21 protein-coding genes are annotated in these 22,697 nt (G+C 46.3%); 17 read left to right on the top strand and 4 right to left on the bottom strand.

Features of this window, described 5'->3' with window-relative positions; all coding sequences use genetic code 11:
• Positions 1 to 200: 200 nt before the first annotated feature.
• The 7 genes from J2T16_RS15755 to J2T16_RS15725 all read left to right on the top strand — a co-directional run bounded on the left by J2T16_RS15755 (position 201) and on the right by J2T16_RS15725 (position 7,749).
• The gene (locus J2T16_RS15755) at positions 201 to 1,076 is read left to right on the top strand and encodes a carbohydrate ABC transporter permease (protein ID WP_154889888.1); all 876 of its coding nucleotides are present in this window, start codon (positions 201 to 203) and stop codon (positions 1,074 to 1,076) included.
• Between the two features lie 50 nt (positions 1,077 to 1,126).
• Entirely contained in the window at positions 1,127 to 1,981 is an 855-nt protein-coding gene (locus J2T16_RS15750; RefSeq protein WP_221787513.1) for a carbohydrate ABC transporter permease, read from the top strand.
• 51 nt (positions 1,982 to 2,032) lie between these two features.
• Positions 2,033 to 3,409: an ABC transporter substrate-binding protein gene (locus tag J2T16_RS15745; protein ID WP_341181387.1), complete on the top strand. Its 1,377-nt coding sequence runs from the start codon at positions 2,033 to 2,035 to the stop codon at positions 3,407 to 3,409.
• A 146-nt stretch (positions 3,410 to 3,555) separates the two neighbouring features.
• On the top strand, positions 3,556 to 4,326 hold the full coding sequence (locus J2T16_RS15740; protein WP_336121601.1) for an HAD family hydrolase: 771 nt from the start codon (positions 3,556 to 3,558) through the stop codon (positions 4,324 to 4,326).
• Positions 4,323 to 4,661: a DMT family transporter gene (locus J2T16_RS15735; RefSeq protein ID WP_336121602.1), complete on the top strand. Its 339-nt coding sequence runs from the start codon at positions 4,323 to 4,325 to the stop codon at positions 4,659 to 4,661. Before J2T16_RS15740 ends, J2T16_RS15735 begins: the two co-directional genes overlap by 4 nt.
• Positions 4,661 to 5,746, top strand: a complete 1,086-nt coding sequence (locus tag J2T16_RS15730; protein WP_499018714.1) for a metallophosphoesterase family protein — start codon at positions 4,661 to 4,663, stop codon at positions 5,744 to 5,746. The genes J2T16_RS15735 and J2T16_RS15730 overlap by 1 nt, the downstream gene beginning before the upstream one ends.
• Before the next feature lie 542 nt (positions 5,747 to 6,288).
• A complete protein-coding gene (locus J2T16_RS15725) occupies positions 6,289 to 7,749 on the top strand; it encodes a carboxylesterase/lipase family protein (protein WP_499018711.1) in 1,461 nt (486 codons plus the stop codon).
• Positions 7,750 to 7,931: 182 nt separating this feature from the next.
• Here J2T16_RS15725 and J2T16_RS15720 read toward each other — a convergent pair whose 3' ends face one another.
• The gene (locus J2T16_RS15720; RefSeq protein WP_336121605.1) at positions 7,932 to 9,083 is read right to left on the bottom strand and encodes a VanZ family protein; all 1,152 of its coding nucleotides are present in this window, start codon (positions 9,081 to 9,083) and stop codon (positions 7,932 to 7,934) included.
• A 272-nt stretch (positions 9,084 to 9,355) separates the two neighbouring features.
• Between J2T16_RS15720 and J2T16_RS15715 the strand changes: the two genes are divergently transcribed.
• The 5 genes from J2T16_RS15715 (at position 9,356) to J2T16_RS15695 (ending at position 14,520) form a co-directional block, all read left to right on the top strand.
• Entirely contained in the window at positions 9,356 to 9,697 is a 342-nt protein-coding gene (locus J2T16_RS15715) for a zinc ribbon domain-containing protein YjdM (RefSeq protein ID WP_090921192.1), read from the top strand.
• Positions 9,698 to 9,894: 197 nt separating this feature from the next.
• Positions 9,895 to 10,452 (top strand): RNA polymerase sigma factor, encoded by a 558-nt coding sequence (locus tag J2T16_RS15710; RefSeq protein WP_154959535.1) that lies wholly within the window; start codon positions 9,895 to 9,897, stop codon positions 10,450 to 10,452.
• Complete coding sequence (locus J2T16_RS15705) at positions 10,409 to 12,070, top strand: DUF4179 domain-containing protein (RefSeq protein WP_499018708.1); 1,662 nt, start codon at positions 10,409 to 10,411, stop codon at positions 12,068 to 12,070. Before J2T16_RS15710 ends, J2T16_RS15705 begins: the two co-directional genes overlap by 44 nt.
• 428 nt (positions 12,071 to 12,498) lie before the next feature.
• The gene (locus tag J2T16_RS15700; protein ID WP_499018706.1) at positions 12,499 to 13,317 is read left to right on the top strand and encodes a class I SAM-dependent methyltransferase; all 819 of its coding nucleotides are present in this window, start codon (positions 12,499 to 12,501) and stop codon (positions 13,315 to 13,317) included.
• 141 nt (positions 13,318 to 13,458) lie between these two features.
• Positions 13,459 to 14,520 carry an LLM class flavin-dependent oxidoreductase gene (locus tag J2T16_RS15695; protein WP_090921199.1) on the top strand — a complete coding sequence of 354 codons (1,062 nt, stop codon included), beginning with the start codon at positions 13,459 to 13,461 and terminating at the stop codon, positions 14,518 to 14,520.
• 161 nt (positions 14,521 to 14,681) lie between these two features.
• Here the strand turns inward: J2T16_RS15695 and J2T16_RS15690 are convergent, their stop codons facing one another.
• Positions 14,682 to 15,341, bottom strand: a complete 660-nt coding sequence (locus J2T16_RS15690; protein WP_154889906.1) for a TetR/AcrR family transcriptional regulator — start codon at positions 15,339 to 15,341, stop codon at positions 14,682 to 14,684.
• A gap of 252 nt (positions 15,342 to 15,593) precedes the next feature.
• On the opposite strand from J2T16_RS15690, the gene J2T16_RS15685 reads away from it, so the two are divergent.
• Positions 15,594 to 16,376, top strand: coding sequence for an SDR family NAD(P)-dependent oxidoreductase (locus tag J2T16_RS15685; protein ID WP_336121608.1), 783 nt, complete (start codon positions 15,594 to 15,596; stop codon positions 16,374 to 16,376).
• A gap of 50 nt (positions 16,377 to 16,426) precedes the next feature.
• Here the strand turns inward: J2T16_RS15685 and J2T16_RS15680 are convergent, their stop codons facing one another.
• Positions 16,427 to 17,734, bottom strand: a complete 1,308-nt coding sequence (locus J2T16_RS15680) for a VWA domain-containing protein (RefSeq protein ID WP_308722574.1) — start codon at positions 17,732 to 17,734, stop codon at positions 16,427 to 16,429.
• 104 nt (positions 17,735 to 17,838) lie between these two features.
• The gene (locus J2T16_RS15675) at positions 17,839 to 18,303 is read right to left on the bottom strand and encodes a DUF4385 domain-containing protein (protein ID WP_336121609.1); all 465 of its coding nucleotides are present in this window, start codon (positions 18,301 to 18,303) and stop codon (positions 17,839 to 17,841) included.
• A gap of 155 nt (positions 18,304 to 18,458) precedes the next feature.
• On the opposite strand from J2T16_RS15675, the gene J2T16_RS15670 reads away from it, so the two are divergent.
• The 4 genes from J2T16_RS15670 to J2T16_RS15655 all read left to right on the top strand — a co-directional run bounded on the left by J2T16_RS15670 (position 18,459) and on the right by J2T16_RS15655 (position 22,638).
• A complete protein-coding gene (locus J2T16_RS15670; protein ID WP_499018702.1) occupies positions 18,459 to 18,926 on the top strand; it encodes a DUF1877 family protein in 468 nt (155 codons plus the stop codon).
• A gap of 140 nt (positions 18,927 to 19,066) precedes the next feature.
• Positions 19,067 to 19,195 carry a hypothetical protein gene (locus J2T16_RS15665; RefSeq protein ID WP_261769298.1) on the top strand — a complete coding sequence of 43 codons (129 nt, stop codon included), beginning with the start codon at positions 19,067 to 19,069 and terminating at the stop codon, positions 19,193 to 19,195.
• Between the two features lie 187 nt (positions 19,196 to 19,382).
• Positions 19,383 to 20,933: a copper amine oxidase N-terminal domain-containing protein gene (locus J2T16_RS15660; RefSeq protein WP_499018700.1), complete on the top strand. Its 1,551-nt coding sequence runs from the start codon at positions 19,383 to 19,385 to the stop codon at positions 20,931 to 20,933.
• Positions 20,934 to 21,189: 256 nt separating this feature from the next.
• Complete coding sequence (locus J2T16_RS15655) at positions 21,190 to 22,638, top strand: GNAT family N-acetyltransferase (protein ID WP_499018699.1); 1,449 nt, start codon at positions 21,190 to 21,192, stop codon at positions 22,636 to 22,638.
• Positions 22,639 to 22,697: the final 59 nt, after the last annotated feature.

Genomic DNA, 22,697 nt, shown 5'->3' with positions numbered 1-22,697 from the left:
AATGTCACCTCGGCAATAGAATAAACGTTTCCACGAACATATTCATATTTTACATGACTCCTTCGAATTTTAACACAACCCCGAAATAGATTTTTCAATTCGAATGTACAATCATTTTTGTACAGAAGATTAAACAAGCCAATATATATCTATAAATTGCCAATTGTTAAAGAAAATTTGGACAATAAGGAGTGGGGGAATTGCGTTTGAAATGTTGGAGGGAGTCGGAGGCGGTTCTATTCACGTTGCCTGCTCTAATCCCGCTGTTGATTTTCTGGCTGGGGCCTCTGGGATACATCGTATATCTCAGTTTTACGGACTGGGACTTCATGAGCCCGGACAAGCTGTTCGTCGGGTTGGATAACTACACGTACCTGCTAACGAACTCTGAATTCTATCGATCTTTGAAAGTTACGCTGTTGTTCGGACTCGGGAGTGTGATCCCTACGATTGTGGGAGGACTTGCACTAGCGATGCTGATGAATAGCAAAATGAAATCATCCGGTATTTTTCGCACATTACTCTTCTCACCATGGGTGACACCAACGGTTGCCGTATCCATCGCTTGGTCATGGATTTTTGAACCGCAAGTGGGACTAGCCAATCTGATGCTGGGCTGGGTAGGAGTATCACCGATCGGATGGCTCCGCGATATGGATTGGGCACTTGTTGCTGTATTGATTGTAACCTTGTGGAAGTCCATTGGTTGGGCGATGGTGTTCTATCTGGTAGCTCTAAGGAATCTGCCTTCCGATCTGCTTGAAGCAGCCTCGATTGACGGGGCGGGAGCTTGGGACAAGTTCAGAAGCATTACGTTGCCGCTGATCTCACCAACGACCTTTTTCCTTTCGATCATTCTGACTATTCAATCGCTACAGGCTTACGACCAGATTAACGTCATGACTCAAGGTGGACCTGCTGGATCAACTCGAACCTTGCTGTATATGTACTATCAGTCTGCTTTTGAATCGTTTAACGTCGGAGAAGCTTCATCGATCGCTGTAGTTATTATTCTGATCTGCGTGCTGTTATCGGGAGTTTCCTTCCTACTTGGCAGACGCCTGGTGCACTACTAATGACAATGACCATGCCCAAAAGTAACACTAGCCAAATGAAGCCCAGAGAGATGCATAAGGCATCCCGTAAAAAAGTAAAAATCAGTGCCATCCTTCGCTATCTGGTGCTAGCTATTATTGCACTTGCCACTGCCTTTCCGTTCTATTGGATGGTCATTAGCGGATTCAAAACAAATGATGAAATCTGGCAGTTCCCGCCGACCTTCTGGCCGGAGACATTTCTGTGGCAGAACTACGTGGATGCCTGGAACGCCGCACCGTTTGCACGGTACATGCTGAACAGCACCGGGGTCGCCATAGCGATCTGTCTGCTCCAGATTGTGAACTCCAGCATGATGGCATATGCCCTGACTCATATGAGATTCCGCCTCAAAGGAACGTTGACCGCCATCATTCTGGTGGGTTACATGATCCCGAGCACAGCCGTATATCTGCCAGGTTACTTGGTGTTAAGTGAGCTGAATCTACTGGATTCCTACACGGGCCTGATCGTATCCAACTGTGTCAGTGTGTTCTCCATTTTCCTGATTCGTCAGGCCTTTATGCAGGTGTCTCATGAACTCGTAGAAGCCGGACAGCTGGACGGGGCATCACACTTCCGCATTCTCTGGACGATTATTGCACCGCTCGTTCGCTCCAGCTTCGCCGTGATGGTGCTGATTACATTCATCGAACAGTACAACAACTATTTCTGGCCAATGCTTATCACCAAAAATCCTGACCTACAGCTGGTATCTGCCGGGCTGCGAAGTTTCTTCGTGGAAGGCGGTGCCTATGGACTGGCTTGGCCGCAGATTATGGCTGCAAGTGCGTTTACCATCGCACCTTTACTTATTCTTTTCGTGTTCACCCAGAAAACGATTATGCAGAGTGTGAACATGACGGCTGGCGTAAACAAGAATTGATATGCTTCACCTTTTGTCTAATAAAGTCACCCAAAAACAGGAGGAACAACAATGAATTGGAGCAAGTCAGGCATGACTTTGAAAAAGAAACTGAACCTGAGCTGGAAAGGTGGCATGTCGCTGGTACTCGCCGCAAGCTTCGCTTTAATAACTGCTTGTGGAACACAAGCCCCGGCAGAATCGAATTCAACAGCGGCTGCTAGCGGCGGCACGGACACTCAGGCCAAAGCGCCGGTGGAGATTGAGTTTTGGTATGGTCTGGGCGGTAACCTGGGCGACAATATGAAGAAGAAAATTGATGCTTTCAACGCTTCGCAGAATGAAGTGGTTGTAAAAGGGATTGTACAAGCTGATTACACGGAGACTGAGCAGAAACTTCAAGCGGCCATTGCGTCCAAGAAAGTACCTGCTGCCGTTCTGAGTGCCAATATTGACTGGGCCCGCAAAGGTTATTATGTACCTATGGATGAGATGATCGCGGCTGACCCGAACTTCAAAAAAGACGATTTTATTCAAACGTTCCTGGAACAAGGGAATGTAGATGGCAAGCAGTTCTTTTTACCGATGTATGGCACGACTCAAATTATGTACTACCGTATGGATACGTTCAAAGAGAACGGAATTGACCCGGCAAGCCTGACGACATGGGAGAAATTTGCCGAGGCTGCCGCGAAGATGTCCAAAAAAGAAAATGGAAAAACCACTTTCTACGGCTGGGAGCCAATGTGGGGCAGAGATAACATGATCGATGCTGTTATGGGCAAAGGCGGCAAAATTCTGAGTGATGACGGTAAAACGGTGATGATCGACTCCCCTGAATGGATCGAGACATGGGAACTGTTCCGTAAATGGATCAACGAAGACAAAATTATGGGCATTCAATATGGCGGTCAAGGCTGGGAGTATTGGTACAAGACTATTGACGATGTGATGAAAAATAAAGCGGCTGGATACACCGGTTCAAGTGGTGACCAAGGCGATCTGGATTTTAAAATCGTTGCGGCCATGCAACAGCCAGGCTGGGAAGGCATTGGCGAAGGTAAACCTGTAGCGAGTGCAATTCTTGCAGGTATTCCGGCAGCAGCTAGTCCAGAGCAACAACAGGCAGCGTATAAATGGCTGACGTATTTCTCCAAAACCGAGAACACCGCTTCATGGTCGATGAACACAGGTTACATTGCGGTACGCCAATCTGCACAGCAAGATCCAGACTTCAAGAAATTCAGCGAAGAGCATCCACAGATTACGGTGCCATTGCAACAGGCAGCACATGCTTCAGCTCCATTCCGTGATCCAACAGGCGGCAAAATTAATGATGCCTTGAAAGAAGCAGCGGATAAAGTACAGATCAACAATGTTCCTGCAGAGCAGGCGCTGAAGGAAGCCAAAGAGAAAGCACAGAAAGAACTGGATCGCATTGCAAAATAACGGAGGACGCGTGAGGTTTGATCCGTTTTGCAGTGAATTCCTTTTCATCTTCTCTCATGTATAAGCTTTAGTGCCTAAGGAAAAAGGGCGGTACACCACGTACCGCCCTTTCCATTCATTACGATCACAGACAAGGAGTTTAGTCCATGCAAGAGAATAAAGTAGACGATAGAACACAGGTGCAGGTTGAAGCCATTCTGTTTGATAAGGATGGGACGTTGCTTGATTTTACAGGCATGTGGGGGTTCTGGACAGATTGTGTGTTGAATGATTTCAGAGAACAACTGCTTATTCGTGGTCTAGAGATGGATGAAGCCGATCTTCCAAAGATCTGGGGCACATTTCACGATGAACAGGGACGGATGAACGGTTATGATATCCGGGGCCCGCTCGCCATGGGTACGATGGATGAAGTATATGCCGTGCTGACGTGGCATGGATATCGTGCAGGACTCAGCTGGGCAGAAGCCAAAATGATCGTAAGAGCATGCCTCGCACAGGCCGAGGAAGCGATGGAGGTACATCGTCCGGCGCATCCGCTGCCCGGTGTAAGAGAGTTTTTGGAGCAGTCACGGAATCAGGGGTTGAAAATGGGCGTAGTGACAGCCGATGAAACGGCAAATGCAGTCAAACATCTGCAATGGATGGGGCTGGAGGATTACTTTGACATCGTCATTGGCACAGATCTGGTGGACCGCGGTAAACCGTTTCCTGACATGTTGCTACTTGCTTGTGAGCGACTCGGTGTACAGGCGCAGCAGGTCATGGTGATTGGGGACACGGACGGGGATATGGAGATGGCAAGAGCTGCTGGAGCAGGCTACAAGATTGGCATTGGTGAGTCTGGGAAAATACAACTGGCGGATCGCACAATCCAGACGTTCCATGAATTGCTCTCCGGTGGGTTAGGCCGATGACGAGTAGTCAGACTTATCTGGGCTGGGTGTTGCTGGCACTTGCCATTGCTCTGGAACTGAGTGCCACGATATTACTTAAAGTGTCGGATGGTTTCTCCAGATTGTGGCCTTCCGTGATGATGTTTGTGTGTTACGCCGCAAGCTTCACCTTTCTGAATTATGCCGTTAAGTATATGCCGCTGGCTGTGGCCTATGCGATCTGGTCAGGCGTGGGGATCACGATGATTGGCGTGGTGGGGCATTATTTCTTTGGTGAACGACTGCGGCTGACGTCGATGGTATGGATCGGTTTTATTTTGATAGGCATTATTGGACTGAAATGGAGTGATTCGTAATGAGTACTACTGAGCAGCCACTGGCTACCTTCCAGGTGATCACGGATACACATGTACGGGACGAGGCAGATCATATTCATAACCGGCATCTGGAGCAGGCGCTTGCAGATATAGCTTCGTTTAGCGATGGAAGCAGTGGCATTATGCATGTGGGTGATGTAACCGACCGCGGCTTGCCGAGCGAGTATCGGGAATGGCAGCGAATCTGGGAGCAAAATGCGGAGAAGTTGCCAGAGATACGTTTCACGGTGGGTAATCATGATATTGGTGCAGTCATCTGGCAGAAGCCGCCTCTGGTTTTGCTTGAGATGAATGAAGGTCAGGTAGCGGAGATCCTGGAGCAAGATGCGGAGTTAGAGCATCCGGTGAAACAGACTGCGGAGGAGTCAGCGGCGCTGATTCAGCAACTGGCTGGCAACCAATTCGTGCTACCAGGGCAGACCGCACATGAAGGGGAAATTCACGCAGACATATCCGCTAGAGCCGAAACCATTACCGTCGCGGGATTATGGCATCGGCGTTTGATTGATTTTGAAGTGGCGACAGGAATGAAGGGAACGTACCACGATCATTGGATCGATGGATATCATTACATCTTTCTCGGTACGGAGCAGCCGCATTCTAAGGACTGTGAGATGTCGTCTAAACAACTGGAATGGCTGGATGCGAAGCTGGGTGAACAGGCTATGCCAGATCATCCCATTTTTATCTTTATCCATCAGCCGTTAATGGACACCGTTGCGGGATCGCTTCAGGCACAAGGCTGGTATGGCGTGAATCAGGATGCTGAATTGAAAGCCGTGCTTGCCAAGTACCCACAAGCGATTCTGTTTTCCGGGCATACGCATTGGCAGCTGAAAGCACCGCATACGATGTATGATGGTGCAGGCCAAATGCCAACCATGTTTAACGCCTCCTCTGTTGCCTATCTATGGACGGATGAGGATGAACATTTGGAGGGTAGCGAAGGGTTGCATGTTGAGATTTACAAGGATCGAGTCGTTGTGAAAGGGCGGGACTTCACTGCCGGGAAATGGGTTGAAGGCGCTGACTATACAGTGCGATATCCAGTAGTGGAGCGTTAATCATCATTTTTTGTGAAAAGAGGGCGATTGATATAATCGTAATTGAAGCAGAGTTGTGTATATACATGACTCTGTTTTTGTCTCAATTTTCACTGCAATTTCATCAATATTAAATATTGTATTTTTTGGGATATACAAGGTATTATTAACATATCCTTTTTGGGGAATGAAATAACTGTTTTGGTAAGGGGATGGCTTACCTTGAGGCATACGAACTGGAATTTATATAGAAAATGGATGTTACCTGTGATTATATCTGTGTTAGGCATTATTATTTTTAATACTTTTAATTTTCTGCTCAAAAGCATAGTTGCTCTTGCTGAAAAATTTTATAGTACGGGATATACATTCGGAGAATTTTTAGATCGAATTTTTTAATCCAACTCAAAAGAGGGCATGACCCAATGTATCCATTTGGGCAAAGTTGTAAATGGGTATGCCGAAGATTTATACTCAAATATATACACATGGTTAGCCCTCATAAAGCTCTAATCATGGTTACCAATGAATGTATTTAATCACGGAGAGGATGTAGAAGCGGAATGCGAGAACTTCAGGTTCAAACGAAATATGGTACGGTTCAAGGCGAGCTTTTACACGGTGCAAGTGTATGGAAGGGGATTCCATATGCGAAGCCGCCAGTAGGAGAGCTGCGTTTCCGAGCTCCGGTACAGCCCGAGTCATGGGAAGGAATCAGACAGGCGACCGAATTCGGGCCTGAGAATATACAACCGCGTCGGGATTCAGAGTGGATGGGCGGGCAGAAGCCGCCAGAGTCAGAAGATAGTCTGTATCTGAACATCTGGGCACCCGAAAAAGAAAGCAGTCAGCCTCTTCCCGTTATGGTCTGGATTCACGGGGGATCGTTCGTAACCGGATCAGGCAGTCTGCCTGTATACGATGGCACACAACTAGCCGTTCGTGGCGATGTTATCGTGGTGACGATTAACTATCGTCTGGGGCCGCTAGGATTCCTGCATATGGCTCCGCTGGGTGATTCCTATGTATCCAATGCAGGCCTGCTGGATCAGGTAGCTGCGCTGCAATGGGTGAAAGATAACATTACTGCCTTCGGCGGTGATCCGGGTCAGGTTACGGTGTTCGGCGAATCAGCAGGTAGTATGAGTATTGCCGCATTAATGGCGATGCCAGCAGCCAAAGGGCTGTTCCAACGTGCCATCATGGAGAGTGGTGCTTCGCAGCTCATGCCGTCTGAGCAAGCTTCGGCTTTGCGTGAGGGCATGTTGAAGGTTCTTGGTGTGGACCGAGACAACCTAGCTAAGCTGAACAGCATTCCGGTAGAGCAGATTATGGCGGCAGCAGAAACGGTGAAGCAGCAGAGCGGAGCAGGCATGGCCTTGTTGTTCCAACCTGTGCTCGATGGTGAGACTTTGCCTCAAATACCACTTCAGGCTGTTAGTGAGGGTTTCGCACAGGATGTCTCTGTACTTATCGGCACAACACTGCATGAGGGATCGTTATTTATTCAGCCGGATGTACCATTCTCGAACGAAATTGATATGGTGCAGGGTGTCGACTTCATGACGCCGGATCTGGAGAATCGCGCTGCTATCGCGGAAAGTTATCCGAAGACAGCGGATGGACAAGCTCAAGTCATGACGGATATGTTCTTCTGGCGGTCAGCACTACAGTATGCATCTGCACAGCAGAAGCATGCCCCGGTGTGGATGTACCGTTTTGACTGGGTGATGCCGGAGCATCCCCTTCTGAAAAGAGCGATCCACAGCATTGAGATGTTCTTTGTATTTAACACGCTGGATACGCTGAAATTCATGAAGGCTGTGCCGGATGAAGCGGCTAAAATGCTTGCTCTCAAGGTACAGGATGCCTGGATTTCCTTCGCGAAAAACGGCAAGCCGGAGACAGCAGGAATCGAATGGCCTGAATATCGTGAGAATCGGGCGACACTCATTTTCAACCATGAGATCGAGGTTGTGCATGACCCGGAGGCGTCCAAACGCGAACTGCTGGGGGTTAAGTAAGACATCCTTCATTTCACAAGTCTGATGTTATGCAGAGAGTTCAACAAATTTACAGATTTCAGTATTAATTTCGATATCAGATTCGGTATCCGAAAATTCAAAGGCGGCCTCATGGATTCACCATGAAAGGCCGCTTTTTTGCCTATGTGATCGTCCCTGTAAGAGAGAGTACACTTGATTTATTATTTACGCGAGGCTCGCGTACGAGAGACTTCGTCGAAGTAGAAGGAACGTTTTCCACCCGAGAAAATTACAAGCAACACATGGATGAACAGAATGATATACACGAGGAAGTACACTATGCTGATACCGAGCGAAATCCAGACGAGATAAGGCTGAATGACATCTTCCTGATAGTTAGGGTATGCATATTTACTTACCAGTTGAATAACCGTTAACAGAAGCCACGGAGCATAGATAGCAATCAATCGTTTCAATAGTGTTGAAAGCGTCGGAGTACCCGTTTGACGATCGACATATCGGAACCGGAGAACGGCAGAGCCTGGTGTAACTCCGCTTTGAACCCATGGGATAAAGAACAGAACAATAACCATCGCCGTGGACGTATTTAATACATCCTGGATATCGTTGGACAAGGTGAAGATTGACATGAGATTGGTGATAATCACCACCACAATACCATCGATCAGCAGTGCGAGCAGCTGTGGTACAGGATAGACGCGGTTTTGCTCCACGATTTGCTCACTCTTAGCTTGAATACTCTCACGTGACGGGAACAAGGCCAACACTAGCGGGGCTGCGAAAAATCCAATCACTGCACCGGAGGTGTTCAACATCAGATCATCCACATCGAACAGTCGGTAAGGACAACTGAAATATCCGTATAACCCGGTGAGTTGGGTGACTTCGAAAAATAAGGAAAGCCCGAAACCAGCGACGAAGGCATGTTTCCAGAACGCCCTCTTTTGCCAGAAGTACCGGATATATACCCCCAGTGGCATGAGCAGTAATACATTGAACAGCACTTGCAGGAAAGCTCGGCCCTTAATCATGTTGATCCACGTAGAGGGTTGAGACCAGATGATCGGTGTTTCCCTCATAATGTCTTTCACAAACATAAAGGGTTGAAGGTTGTAATACACCGCATTCGCTGCGTGGCCAGCACAGTTATTTCGAGTCGCGGGAAGCGGCAGGATCACCAGGCAGTAAGCAGCCATGAGGAAGAAAATAAAAGAAAAGCTGACGGCAAACCGAGACCAGCTGAAGAAGCCGTCTTTGCGATAACCATAGATTAACCACGGCACCAGCAGAAACATGGAAGCAATGACAAAGATGATAAACGCGGTCTGAATGGGGAAAACATAGGATGACATAAGCAGAAACTCCTTTGGCATGGAAATACAAGCAGAGGACAATGTCCGTAAGGTTTATAAAATGATTTCGTTACACTGTTTGGATACTTATATATTAAGCGGATTTCCTTAAAGCAAGGGTAGAATCAAGTTTAAATTTGGTTTAAATTCGGTGTGTGTGGAACCTTCCCTATAAGTTAAACCGTGTTGCAGTGATCCATCGTATGGAACAAACGGCCCAAATCCCGTATACTTGCATGTAAGCCAATTTTAGAATGGAGAGTTTAATACATATGTCTACTTTGCCTAATTGTCCGAAATGTAATTCGGAATATACGTACGAGGACGGAAATTTGCTCGTTTGCCCGGAATGTGCGCATGAATGGTCTTTGGAAGCAGATCAAGGGGACGCTGAGGAATCCAAAGTTGTGCGTGATGCCAATGGAAATGTACTGAATGATGGGGATACTGTTACGGTCATTAAAGACCTCAAGGTGAAAGGCAGCTCACTCGTCGTGAAACAAGGAACCAAGGTGAAGAATATTCGTCTGATCGATGGAGATCACGATATTGATTGCAAGATCGATAGCTTGGGTGCGATGAAGTTGAAGTCCGAATTTGTGAAAAAGATCTAGGCTGCTGTCGTTCAGGGACTGCACTGTACGTGAGTTCAAATATACTTGTCTTCATCCATGAAGAACGTTCATTTCTGCATTGCTGTGGAAGTGAACGTTCTTTTTTGGCTGTGCTGAAAGAAGAAGAATGAACCTTTGAAGGATCGGCTTTGTCTATAGATTTGAAAAGGCTGATGCAGAGAAAGGAGGAGAGTTGTTTGACTGAAAAAGAACTGTTCGAAATGTACAACAAAGATGTGTACCGGACGTGTTACTACATGCTCCATCATGCGCAGAATGCGGAAGATGTATGCCACGACGTTTTTATTACCGTCTTCCGTCAGGATTGGAGGAAGGTAGATTACATGAAAACATGGCTGATGAAAATCACAGTGAATCATTGCCTTAATTTTATGAAAAGAGAGCATGCATCCAAGCAACGGGAAAAAAGGCTTTTTATGCTCACGCCGCAACGAACGGTTGATCCGGTTGACGAGGTGGCTCAGCATGCGGAGGAATCGGATCTCTGGGAACAATGGGTTCAGGAGTTGCCTGAGAAAATACGTTCAGCCATTCTGCTACGCTATATGAACGAATTCAGTTTATCGGAAACGGCCGAAACGCTGGAAGTTCCGCTGGGTACGGTGAAATCAAGAATATATAAGGGAATTCGCCTGCTGAGGAAAAAATGGGAAAAGGCGAGTAAACAATATCAGAAAGGGGAAGTGTACAGTGAAACATACGGAAAAAAGATTGTCTCATCATCTGAAAAATGATGCGGATATCCATTATCCTGATTTTAATGCCATGTGGGATCAGATCCAAAAGGATCAAGAACGTTGCCCTGAGCTTCATGCTTCAGCGAGGAAAGAAAATGTACGTCGGAACCTGAGATGGAAAAAAACCACACTGATCGGAACAGCAGCCGTTGTTCTTATGGCGACACCTGTATATGCAGCAGTACACTATGACTGGTTTGACCTGTTGGATCACCGGAGTGGTATCCAGAATGCGCTGCAAAATGGACTTGGACAGAAACTGAATCAATCGGTGACAGTCGGCGGGGTAACATTAACACTCGATACTGCCTTCACTGATGATAATCGTACCGTTATTTTGTATACCTTGAACCCCGGTAAGTACAAAGGGGATACGGTAAGATTCCCTTCGATCGGCCTGCGGGATGAGACGGGGAAGCAAATCGAAGGCAGGTATTATCATGATTTTGATCAGACGAACGGAGTATACAAAGGTTATTTTGAAACGGAGTGGACACCGTCAGCAAAAGAGGCCAATGTTGATTTCACAGTAAATGGAATCCAGGTGTTGGCTCCCGAGGAACAGGCAATTAACCTGGATCTTTCCCAGCGGCAGTCACAAGGGTTTGATATTCATAAAGACGGCTTGGGTAAACTTGCAGTGAGTGTGTTCAACGAGAAAGATAATCAAGTGATGCTGTCTACATCGTTAACGTTTGACCAGTCTGATGTCCGTGAGTATGCTTATCCTTTTTTGAAGATTTATGATCAGAAAGGACAGACATTAGATTCGGTTGCACCGAGTATAAACGGTAAGCCAGGAGCACATGGTGAATATATATCAGAACAGTTCTATAACCTGGATACGTTAGAGCAGCAAGCCTCATCTTATGTACTCGCGTATCATAAAGAAGAAGGTAGAATGGATCAGCCCCTGAATATCGGTATACGATTAGATAAAACGGAGATGCTTAGCGGCACGAGCAAAAGAGTGTTGAATCTCCCTCTGGGCCAGCAATCTGAAGGGGTACTCGTAAAGGAGGCCATCATTACACCGACACAAATCCGGGTGATTCTTGCTCAGGATCGATCCATCTTGCAACTGCCCTATTTGAAATATGATCTGGATGTGAATGGCACCCGGTTGGAAGGTAACGTATGGATGTCAGATCATTCAAATCAAATGGAACTGCGTTTTGAAGTAAACCCAGGTCTGAAGATTAATCCGGATACCCCAATGACTCTGTATGCCCATCATCAAGTCCAATATATTGAGGGTGAGTTCGAGCCGGTTACTTTACCTGCAATTGGTGAGAAGCCACAAGTTATGGATTCAAAGCTTGGTGGTTATACAATCCATTGGACATATTACCTTAAGGACGGGGATTTGTATGTGGAGAGGTATAGTGATGATCCACGTTTCGGGGGGATGAATCAGACCTTTATGCTCTTAAAGGGTGAACGAAGCTATGGTATGCCCACCAAGACCCAGTTTGCAGGCGACGGAGACAATCAGGGCATTGATCGGTATGAGAAGTATACATCGGATACGGCCGTTGTATATCCTTGGATGTACAGTATAGAAGAACCGGAAGCTAAAATAGCTGTACCATTAGTGGAAGAGATGCAAAAATAAGAAGGGTTGATGTAATACGGTTTGTATTTTATAAATGAGTGAACTATTCTGGTTTATTGTGAATTTAGAGTTGACAGTAAATATTTAGGAGAACTATACTTGGTAAAATTAAAATAACAAACGCAATGATCAGGAGTATTAAGGTATATGGCGTGGTTCAGAGAACTGTCAATTCGGTGAGAGACAGTCCAGCCTGTCCCCAACTCACCTGTGAGCGGCAGGATCGAATGCGTTCCACGTAGATTCTGACGAGTAACCTCCGTCATCAGGTCATGAGATGTTATGGAAGGATAGGTTGGTATAATCCTGTCTATGAACAAAAAGAGTGGTACCGCGAAGGTCAGACCTGTCGCCTCTTAGCTGAGGTGGCAGGTCTTTTTGATGTTCTGTCAAGCTTAATTCCAGAGAAAAGGGCAGGTGCACAAGAGATGGATAGAGATCGAGAGCGCATTATTCAATATTATTCCGGTTTTGATGAGTGGGGCAGGCTGGAGCGTGAACCCATTGAATTCATCATTAACATGCATTATATTCGCGAACATCTTCCGCCAAGCGGTCTGATTCTGGATAACGGTGCAGGGCCGGGGAAATATGCGATGGAACTCGCCAAACGGGGATACCAGGTTACCTTATCGGATCTTACACCTTCATCCGTAGAACAAGCACGAGAAAAGGCCGAAGCGTTTGGGCTGACACAGCAGTTTGAGGGATTTCATGTATTGGATGCGACTCATCTGAACGGGATTGCCGTTGAAACCTATGATGCGGCGCTTATGCTGGGGCCGCTCTATCATCTGCAACAGGAAGAAGCGCGGGAGGCGGCAGTGCGTGAACTTTATCGGGTAACAAAGCCGGGAGGCGTTGTATTTGTGGCGGTACAGACCCGGATGCGGATGAGCATCAACTCACTGCAATCGCCGCATCATTGGAGGCCCAATGATAGCATGGATGCGATCCGATCTTTTGTAGAAAGAGGCACATTTGATCATCAGGATCAGGGCCGCTTTACGGGAGCATACTATTTTCATGTGCAGGATGTTGTGCCGTTCATGGAACAGCAGGGCTTCGAGACTGTTCAGCTGATTGGTTCCTCCAGCCTTAAAGCAATGATCACGGATGAACAGGAGCACTATTGGAAGGAACGTGGCGAGGAGCAAGAACTGCTTCAATACTTGATCGAGGCGGCCAAAGACCCTTCCATTCTGGGAATCTCGTCTCATCTGTTGTATATCGGAAGGAAGTTGTAGAAGAAAGGTGCCCTCTGGAAACAGAGGGTACTTGTGTTTTTGCTCAAAATAGTTCAATATAAAGATATATAACAAAAGGTGATCTACTTACAATAGGTTAGATAAACGACGGATCGCTTCATACACAGGGAGGAACATATCATGGAAATCGGAATTAGTACATTCGTGGAAACAAACCCGGATGTTAATACAGGAGAAGTAATTAGCCACGCGCAGCGTATTCGTGATGTTGTGGAAGAAATCGTTTTGGCAGATCAAGTGGGTCTGGATGTGTACGGTGTAGGGGAGCATCATCGTTCGGACTATGCGGCTTCATCCCCGGCAGTCATTCTTGCGGCGGCAGCTTCGCAGACGAAAAACATTCGCTTGACCAGTGCGGTAACCGTGTTGTCGTCGGATGATCCAGTACGTGTGTTCCAGGACTTTGCGACATTGGACGGTATTTCAAATGGACGTGCGGAGATTATGGCAGGGCGTGGCTCATTCATCGAGTCCTTCCCATTGTTCGGCTATGATCTGGGCGACTATGATGAATTGTTCGACGAGAAATTGGACCTGCTTCTGAAACTGACGGAGTCGGAAAAAGTAACCTGGTCAGGCAAACATCGCCCTTCCTTCAACAACCTGGGCATCTATCCGCGTCCAGTGCAGGAGAAGCTTCCGGTCTGGATTGGCAGCGGCGGTAATCAGGAATCGGTTGTCCGTGCAGGTCTGCTCGGATTGCCGCTGGTGCTTGCCATTATCGGTGGTCGTCCAAAACAATTCGCCCCTCTGGTGGAGCTGTACAAAAAAGCAGCCGCACATGCCGGACACGACGCTTCCAAGTTAACCGTTGCTTCCCACTCTCATGGCTTTGTTGCCGATACAACCGATGATGCGGTAGAGAAGTTTTTCCGCCCTGCACAAGCGGTAATGAACCAGCTGGGACGCGAACGCGGATGGGGACATTATGGCAGAGAAACATTTGATGCGGCACGTAGCCTGGAAGGTGCGCTGTACGTAGGGGATGTGGACACCGTCGCTGAGAAAATCATCTATCTGCGCAAAGAGGTTGGCATCACCCGTTTCATGTTGCATACACCACTGGGTACACAGCCGCATGATGAGGTTATGCACGCGATCGAACTACTGGGCAAAGAAGTAGCGCCGAAAGTTCGTGAGGAAATTGCACGCTGGGAAGCGGAAAATCAGGAAGCACGCTAAGCCGGCTGTAGATGATAAAAATGATCTAAATTGATCTATTCAGTACACCGAAATAGAGTAGCAAAAGAAAAAGGAGCCTGTCCTAAGCGTATTACGTACGCGAGCGGACAGGCTCCTTTTACGTTTAATTTTAACCGTTTCTACATGCAGCAATCTTGTATTTATCCATTCGCAGATTTGTTCACAAGAGAGCCTATAACCATAGCTAACGTATGATCATAGAGGGTTTTGGCGGCTTCTTCGTTTTCAATATGTCCTCCCAGGTACAGATGTATCACACCATGTAAGGGAGCCCAGATCATGCGCACCGCAAGCAGGGGATCTTGCACCTGAATCATTCCTTGTTCAATGGCTGACTCAACTAACCCAGACACCTGCTTTAGTGCAGTCGCTGTTCCCTGTAACGTCTCTCCGTCCGGTTTGAATTCGGAAAAAGAACCTCCAAACATCAGCTGATAGAAGCTGGATTGAGAAATGCCGAAGTCCCAGTAGACGTAGGCCAGATCACGGAAATATTGTTCGAACGATGCTTGCCGGGGAACAGCTTCAAAATGCTGAGCCATAACAGAGCATCCCTCTAAATATAGATGTTTGGCTAACCCTTCTTTTTTGCCAAAAAGGTTATATATGATCTTAGTAGAGCATTCCATGCGTTCGGCTACGCGGCGTACCGTGACGGCTTCGGGTCCATGCTCTTGTAATAAAGCAGCAGCAGCATGCACAACATTTTGCCGAAGATTATCCGAGTGCTGCAGTCTGGCTTCCTGAAAGGTTGTTACCGTATGTGCAGATTCCGTGGAACCCGAATGTGTATCCTTCATTGATTTCATCCTCATAACCGTATTGTTGTTAAACAGAGACTGCGACGTTTCCTTTGCTTAAGGTCATTCTACTGTTTTACGCCAGATCACGTCAATTTAATTGGATTCTTGAAAGTAAGCACTACATTCTGAAGTTGAGTTAAACAGATTGAATTTGACAGGATCATGAATATTGGTTACGATGATTCTATAAAGAAACAGTGTTTCCAATAGAAAACATGTGTTTATATTCATGCAAAGGGTGGATGAGAAATGATAAAACAACATCAATGGGCACTTATTACAGGAGCTTCTTCAGGAATAGGTGAAGTTTTTGCACTCGAAATGGCTTCGAAGGGTAACCATGTTGTGCTAGTAGCAAGAACGGAGTCTAAGCTGGAACAATTGGCAGAACGAATCAAACGTACATATCAAGTAAGGGCAGAAGTGATCGTATCGGATCTCTCCGAATTAGACGCGCCACAGAAGGTATATGAGGAATGTCAGACACGGGAAATACAGATTGATATCTTGATCAATAACGCTGGATTCGCCACTCATGGTTACTTTGAACAATTGTCGGGTTTGCGGCAACAGGATGAGATTATGTTGAACGTATTAGCTTTGACAAACATGACGCATCTTTTCTTGCCAGGCATGTTAGAGAAGGAGAATGGCACGGTTATTAACGTGGCTTCGACGGCAGCTTTCCAACCCGATCCGTTTATGGCGGTGTACGGGGCGACAAAGGCATTTGTACTTTCTTTTACAGAGGCGTTATATGAAGAAAACTGGAAGCGTGGGGTTCAATTTTTGGCACTATGTCCGGGTTCAACCGAGACGCCGTTCTTTGATGTGGTAGGTGCTAGTGAAGCTTCTGTAGGCAAACGGGATACACCTGAGCATGTCGTGGCAGTGGCCATGAGGGCGCTGGAGAAAGGCAAGCCATATGCAGTACCAGGAACCCGGAATTACTGGACAGCACAGTTCTCCCGCCTCATGCCACGCAAGTCCATGCTGCGCATTGTCGGAAGCATGTTAAGACCACGATTCTAAGATTGCAATTTAAAGCTACAAGCCTGAATTAAGCATAGAAGATGAACATTTTAGGCCAGAATGCCCTTGGCCCGAGCTTCCTTAATCCAGCTTGGAAATTCATTGAGCAGACGATCATACAATTCTTCATCGCTGATTTTCGAGATGTCGTCTAGTGCGAAGAAGTTAGCGTTATCAATGAAACGCCCTTCCATCTCATCGAGATTTTCCAAAACACCGTAATTGGCTCTACCTAAACCAACGAATTGCCAGAACAGATTTTTGGTTGAGCTTTCGGTAATCAATCGCTTGATTTTTCCTTTTTGACTAACCCCGCCATCGCTAAAAAAGATAATATACGTTGGAATCTTTACATTGGGTTCCTCGATGGTGTACTTATGAATGACATCTTGCATTACAGGAGGTTCGTTATTGGTACCGCCTTTGCTACCCAGCTTATATGTACGTTCAATATAATTCTCGAAATCTTTGGCGGTAACGCTAGGGGCACGTAAGAAGTCTTTGGCGAAGAACCATACGTCTAATTCTCCGTTATCATCAAATGCGGATGCAATCGCCAGTATCCGCTCAAAGGCTTCTTGCACGATGCCTTTACGATAAAGATGGTACATGGAGCCTGATGCATCGAATACAACGGCAACACGTGCCTGAATAGGTTCAACCTTTTTCTTTTGGAGAGACAGGGTTACTTTATGCTTGAGCAGATCGATTTTGGTTAAGTTCAGTGGTGGAGGGCTCGGGACTGATTCAGCAACAGGTAATGTGGTTTGGGAAGAGGCTGCTGCCACTTCAGCTTGTGCTGTGAGCAGAGCTTGTTCGGCTTCCGAGGCTTCGTTACTTTCAATCTCTACCCCGAAGGATTCTGCCAGCGGCTGTAATCCACCAAAGAAACCACGTCCGATGGCCCGAACTTTGAATTCGTCACGATACTTGTAAATTTCAATGAAAATAAGCGCTGTTTCTTCCGTGGCCTGCGTAATCTCATACGTAATCTGCTGGGAACCCGCTTGAACAACCGCCTGGCATGTACGAACATCGGCGAATGTATGTCCCGCATCAAGTGTAGCCGTGAACACACATTTTTCTACAGAGGCCTGCCGCAATTTATGCGTATCCAGTACAAAAGTAGACTGCCATTCCTCTATCTGTTGCAAACGAACGCTGTTATGCGGGTCAGCCTCCTGATTGTAAAATACAAAATAGTCGTCAGAGGGAACTTTTCCTGCTTCGTTTACCATGAAACAGCTAACATCCAAGGCAGAGGGGGCGGATGTGCACTTGATCGTAACCTGAAGCTGAGCGCATTCGTTGATGTTGGTATTCTGGCCTGTGTTTAATTGTATGAACGAATCTGTCATAGTCGGCTGCGCCTCTTTTCTCCAAAATAGTGGTGGAAAACAAACAGTAACAAGATAGATTCTGAACCATATGTTTCCACAAGTCAATGATTTCAGATATGCGCCTAGCCCTCCTCTGACTCGTACTTTTCCCGATGATTTTTCATCATTTTCACGTAGTCGGGATCTTTCTTCGCTACCTCCCACTGCGCTTTGAAAATGGCTGCTGCTTCCGCCTTCACGGGGTCATTCTGATAAGGCAGAATGGAGCCATCCTGCTTCGAATATTTGCGCCCACCTTTATGATTGGTATAACGTCTCGCCCGAGTGTATCCCATCTGTAAAAACTTGCGAGCCATATCCATGCCAATGAAATCTCCCTTTTTCTTATACTGCAAAAATAGTTCATAGATCTTCTCCGATGACTCTGTCGCAATCTCAGGTGTTTTGAACCGCCAGTGCGGCAGAATCTCGCTTTTGTAGGGTTCCACCATGAGCACCCCTTGCTCGCCCCGGCCAACGGTATATAATTCAGGCTGCTTGCGCAGATCGAGTTCCTCGTAATTGAGACTGTAGTCAAATTTTTTCATCGGGATATCCTCCTTAGGAAATGGTTCGTTTACGCTCCCCACATGAGCATCGTATGGTGACGTTATTGTGCCCTTTTTCCTTTTTACCCCGATTCTGATGTAACATGCACGGTTAATGGGGAATAATAGAAGGAAATGTCAGGAGGGATAACGCGATGGGCATGTCGGGTAGATATGTGGTAGTAACCGATGAATTGTTGAATTCCATTCATTCGGGAGAGGTTAGTGTGCATGATTGTCAGGTTGATCTGGATGTTGATAAAACGTGGCAGATGCTACAGTTTACGTTGAATGGTAACCTCGTAGATGGAGAACCTCCACTAAGTTATGTTGTGCCGCTCGCTAGTAAACAGTATTTGGGGAACTATTCGGATATGGATCTATTCTTGATTAATAACAAGCAGGTTCTAGAGGCTTATATGGCATTGGAGCAACTTACCCCTGAGGATGTGAGGACGCGTTTCAGCTTGGACAAGATGCTTGCTGAAGGGGTATATCCCGTAATGGAAGGTTGGGACGAAGAGGAGACTTTTCAGGAGATCGTGCAAACGATTGATCAGATACAGGCTTTGTTTCAAGTGACCGTAGAGAACGGCAACGGGATTATCTTTTATGTGTTCTGAAAGGGCTCTTTCTAAAGGGATGAATTCCGATCTGTGTGCATTTATGGTTTGGAACAATGTTTGATTCATATGCCATCCGGTTATTGATACACACAAGGCAGTGCCTTGATGATATTCCGCTGAAGAGAGGGAGAGCGATTATGACACAAAATCAGAACGAAGAGAACAAAGCGATTCAAGACGATGAACCGGATCAATTCGAGACCCCTGTAACACCGGCAGATGAAGTGGAAGAGGAAGGGTCTACGGAGGATCAGGAGCAGGAATAGTCTGAAAATAATACATGAAACAGCATGTTTCCACGCGCATGTTATGACATATGAGTGATAGAAGAACCAGAAGGTCGGACGTGTTCCGGCCTATTTGGCCTATTTTTATGCGTATCCGTTTACATTACTTCCAAGTGCCCTCATAATAAGGAATGAACCATATTTTGCTAAGGGGGAGATCCCAATTATGAGCGGAAAGTTAAGACAATGGATGGCAGTACCGCTTGTCCTGTTACTGGTTATTCTTACAGGTTGTCAGGCCGTGGGCGGAGTAGATGTTGGCCAAGCCATGGTCAATAACACCAATGTAAAATCCGGTGAAACCAAACAATCCATGCATATTAACATAGAACCGGACAAACAATTCGCAACCGACGAAGACCTCGAAATGATTAAACGAATCAATTCCATTTCACTCAACATTGATCATGCCAAGATGAAGGATACGACCACGGCATCGATCAAAGGATCAGTGAGCATCGAAGGAACGAAATTGCCTTTCCATCTGTCTATGGACAAGTCGGGCATGACCATCGATGTTGATGGTGCACAGAAACCGGTTTACATATCTCTGGATACACTTGGGGGAGCCGAGACGATGCTGCTTCCTATAGATACAAAAGAGCTGGAGAAACAGATGCAAGAACTTTCTCCAAAGGTATTAACTTTTGTCATGAAACATCTGTCCAATCCGAAAAACATATCCGTTACCCCTGTTCAGGAAGCCGTTAATGGTGAAACATTGTCTCTGAACAAGCTGCATATGGAGATTAACGGTGAAGAGCTGCTTGCGATGGTTAAGCCGTTCCTGACAAGTATTTCTAAGGATGAGCAAGGTCTCAAACAGTTGATTGGAGACTTGTATGATGTACTGTACCCTGTATTTGAAAGTTATATGGGCTTGGAAGGTATAGAAGGAGAAGGTATGGAAGACGATGAGATGACTTCTATCTTGCCAAAATCGAAGGAAGAAGCAGTTACATCCATCTATGCCATGATCAAAGAAGGTTTGGACAGCATTCTGGTGAACTATGATCAGGAACTGAACAACCTGCTAAAAGATACACCGGAGCTGAAAACAGTATTTGGCCCTGAAACCAAATTGAATATGGACTTTTTCCTGGATAGTAAACTCGATATTCGCAAACAAAAGATGTCTTTGAAGGTGGCTGTGCCTGCATCAGAAGACTTGCCAGTGCGTTCTGTAACGGTTAGCGCAGACAGTGAGCTATGGAATATCGGCGGCGTAGTCACTGTGGATGAAGTGGATGCTTCCCGTGGTGTGATGGAACTGACCGAAGGGGAAGTTACACCGGGTCAGGTGCTTCGAAATTTTGATCCAAACTCATTTGTCTACCAACTCCTGAAAAATGAGATGAAGATTACAACCAAAAGTATCTTCCTCTATCCGGAAGACGAAGAAGTTGGAGCAATAACGGTCAAAAATACAACCTTTGTGCCGCTTCGGTATCTGTCCGAGCAATTGGATGCAGAAGTGAAATGGACGAAAGGCTCGAAACAGATCGTTGTCATTGACGACATCACTGGAGACGAGATCGTACTGACGGTAGATTCTCCGAAAGCAACCGTTGCGGGGCAAGAAGTCACGATGGTGGAATCCGCCTTTGTTGGCAAAAACGGCAAGACTTATGTGCCGCTACGTTTCATGGCAGAATCACTTGGGGCCACGATTGAAAAAGAACAAGATACAGGCTGGATTTTCATTGATCGTCCATAATACAATGTGGATCGTTATAAACGATGCGTGAATTGAAAGGGGATTTCAGAGAATGCCAGATTTCTCGTAATGATGTAGAAAAGAACAAGGCGCAAAAATTCCGTTAGACCAACACGGGATACGTCTGTCCTTTTTTGACCCATTACGAGGAGCTTCGGCGTTTGATCTGAAAGGATGAAACGACAAGGGAGTACCTCTATTGAAGGTGCTCCTTTTTGTCGTGTCATCACAAAATAATCCCTAAGAGGTGTTCTATATGAATCATCGTTTCACGATTGTTGCTAATTCGGTAATGTTACGTCCCTTTACCTTGCAAGACCAAGCCGCGCTGGCAACCTTGACACATCAGCCTGAAATTACCGACCTGTTACCCGATTGGAAGATGACAGAAGAGCAATTAAGTGAATTTTTGCAGTTTGTTGTAGGGAGTTATGAACAGTTTGATCCGCAGGATGTACGGATTATGCTTGCGGTCATTCATCAGGAGAGTCAGCGGTTGATCGGTTGGTGCGGTGTGTTTCCTAACGATATGCTTGATCCGTCTGATCGTGAGTTAGCTTATGCCATTTCACGCGATCACCGCAACAAAGGTTATATCACGGAGGCGGTACAAGCGTTGACAGCATATCTATTCGAACATACGTCGTTAAACCGGATTGTGGGCATTGTGAAGACATATAACCCGGCTTCTCGCAAAGTGCTGGAGCATACAGGCTTCCAGTGTGTGAATCGGAGACGTCTATCTGATGGGGAGGTCTATGATTATTTTGAACTTTATAGCACAGATTCCAATGGGAAAGCCAATGGACGGATTAAATCTAAACCATTATCAATAAACCTGCGCCGAGCAGAACACGAAGATGCCGTTGTGCTGACAGAAATCTGCACGCGTGCTTTTGATCATGCCATGCATGTCTGGGCGAATGGAGAGCAGGACTTGGATAGCAATCTTTGTCCTCCGGGTTATAACGCCGTTCGTCTCCATGAATATGTCATTCGTGAGTGGGACTACTATGTAGTGGAAGCGGATGGCTGTGCAATCGGTGGCGTGAGCATAAATGTGCTTGGAAAGGGAATCGCAAGGTTGGACAGAATCTATATCGACCCTGTCTTCCAAGGGCGCGGAGTAGGCTCACAAGTGATCAGACAGATTGAGGCTGTGTTCCCGCATATCCTGCACTGGAGGCTGGAAACTTCTAGTCGGCAGACGAGTAATCATCACTTCTACGAAAAGCTCGGTTATGTTCGCATGTATGCCTCCGATGCAGAGTACGGTTATGAGAAGAAGATCGTTACCAGGAGCGGGCAGGATGATCCAATTCAGGAGCATGAACATGTTCAAGCCAATTTGGATTCGATGTGGTACAGCTCCAGTACAATGAGGAACAGCCGCATCACCGATTGTAATCTGAGTGGAAGCAAACTAACGAACCTGAATATGACGGAAATGTTGCTTGCAGATTTACGTTTAACAAATACCAAGTTTGAATTCTGTGCTTTGGACGGGGTTCAGTTCCAAGATACACATCTTGGTGACGACCGTGTGCCAATGCAGTGGAGACATTGTGATTTGGGAGGCAGTCGTTTTGTCGACTGTGATCTTTCAGGTGTTGAGCTTGAGGCCTGCCAAGTGTCAGGAATGAAAATTAATGGGATTCCCATCGAGAAATTAATGGAGGCATATGAGTTGTCGAAGCCATGTTAGAGTCTAATTTGAAAAGGGTATTGAAATATGGATGATCTAAAAAATCATTAGGAGGTCTA

It is taken from the genome of Paenibacillus intestini (genome assembly GCF_030803945.1).
GTDB classification, from domain to species: Bacteria; Bacillota; Bacilli; order Paenibacillales; family Paenibacillaceae; genus Paenibacillus; species Paenibacillus polysaccharolyticus.
The sequence above is the reverse complement of the archived record's forward strand: the minus strand, read 5'-3'. Positions and strand labels throughout refer to the sequence as shown.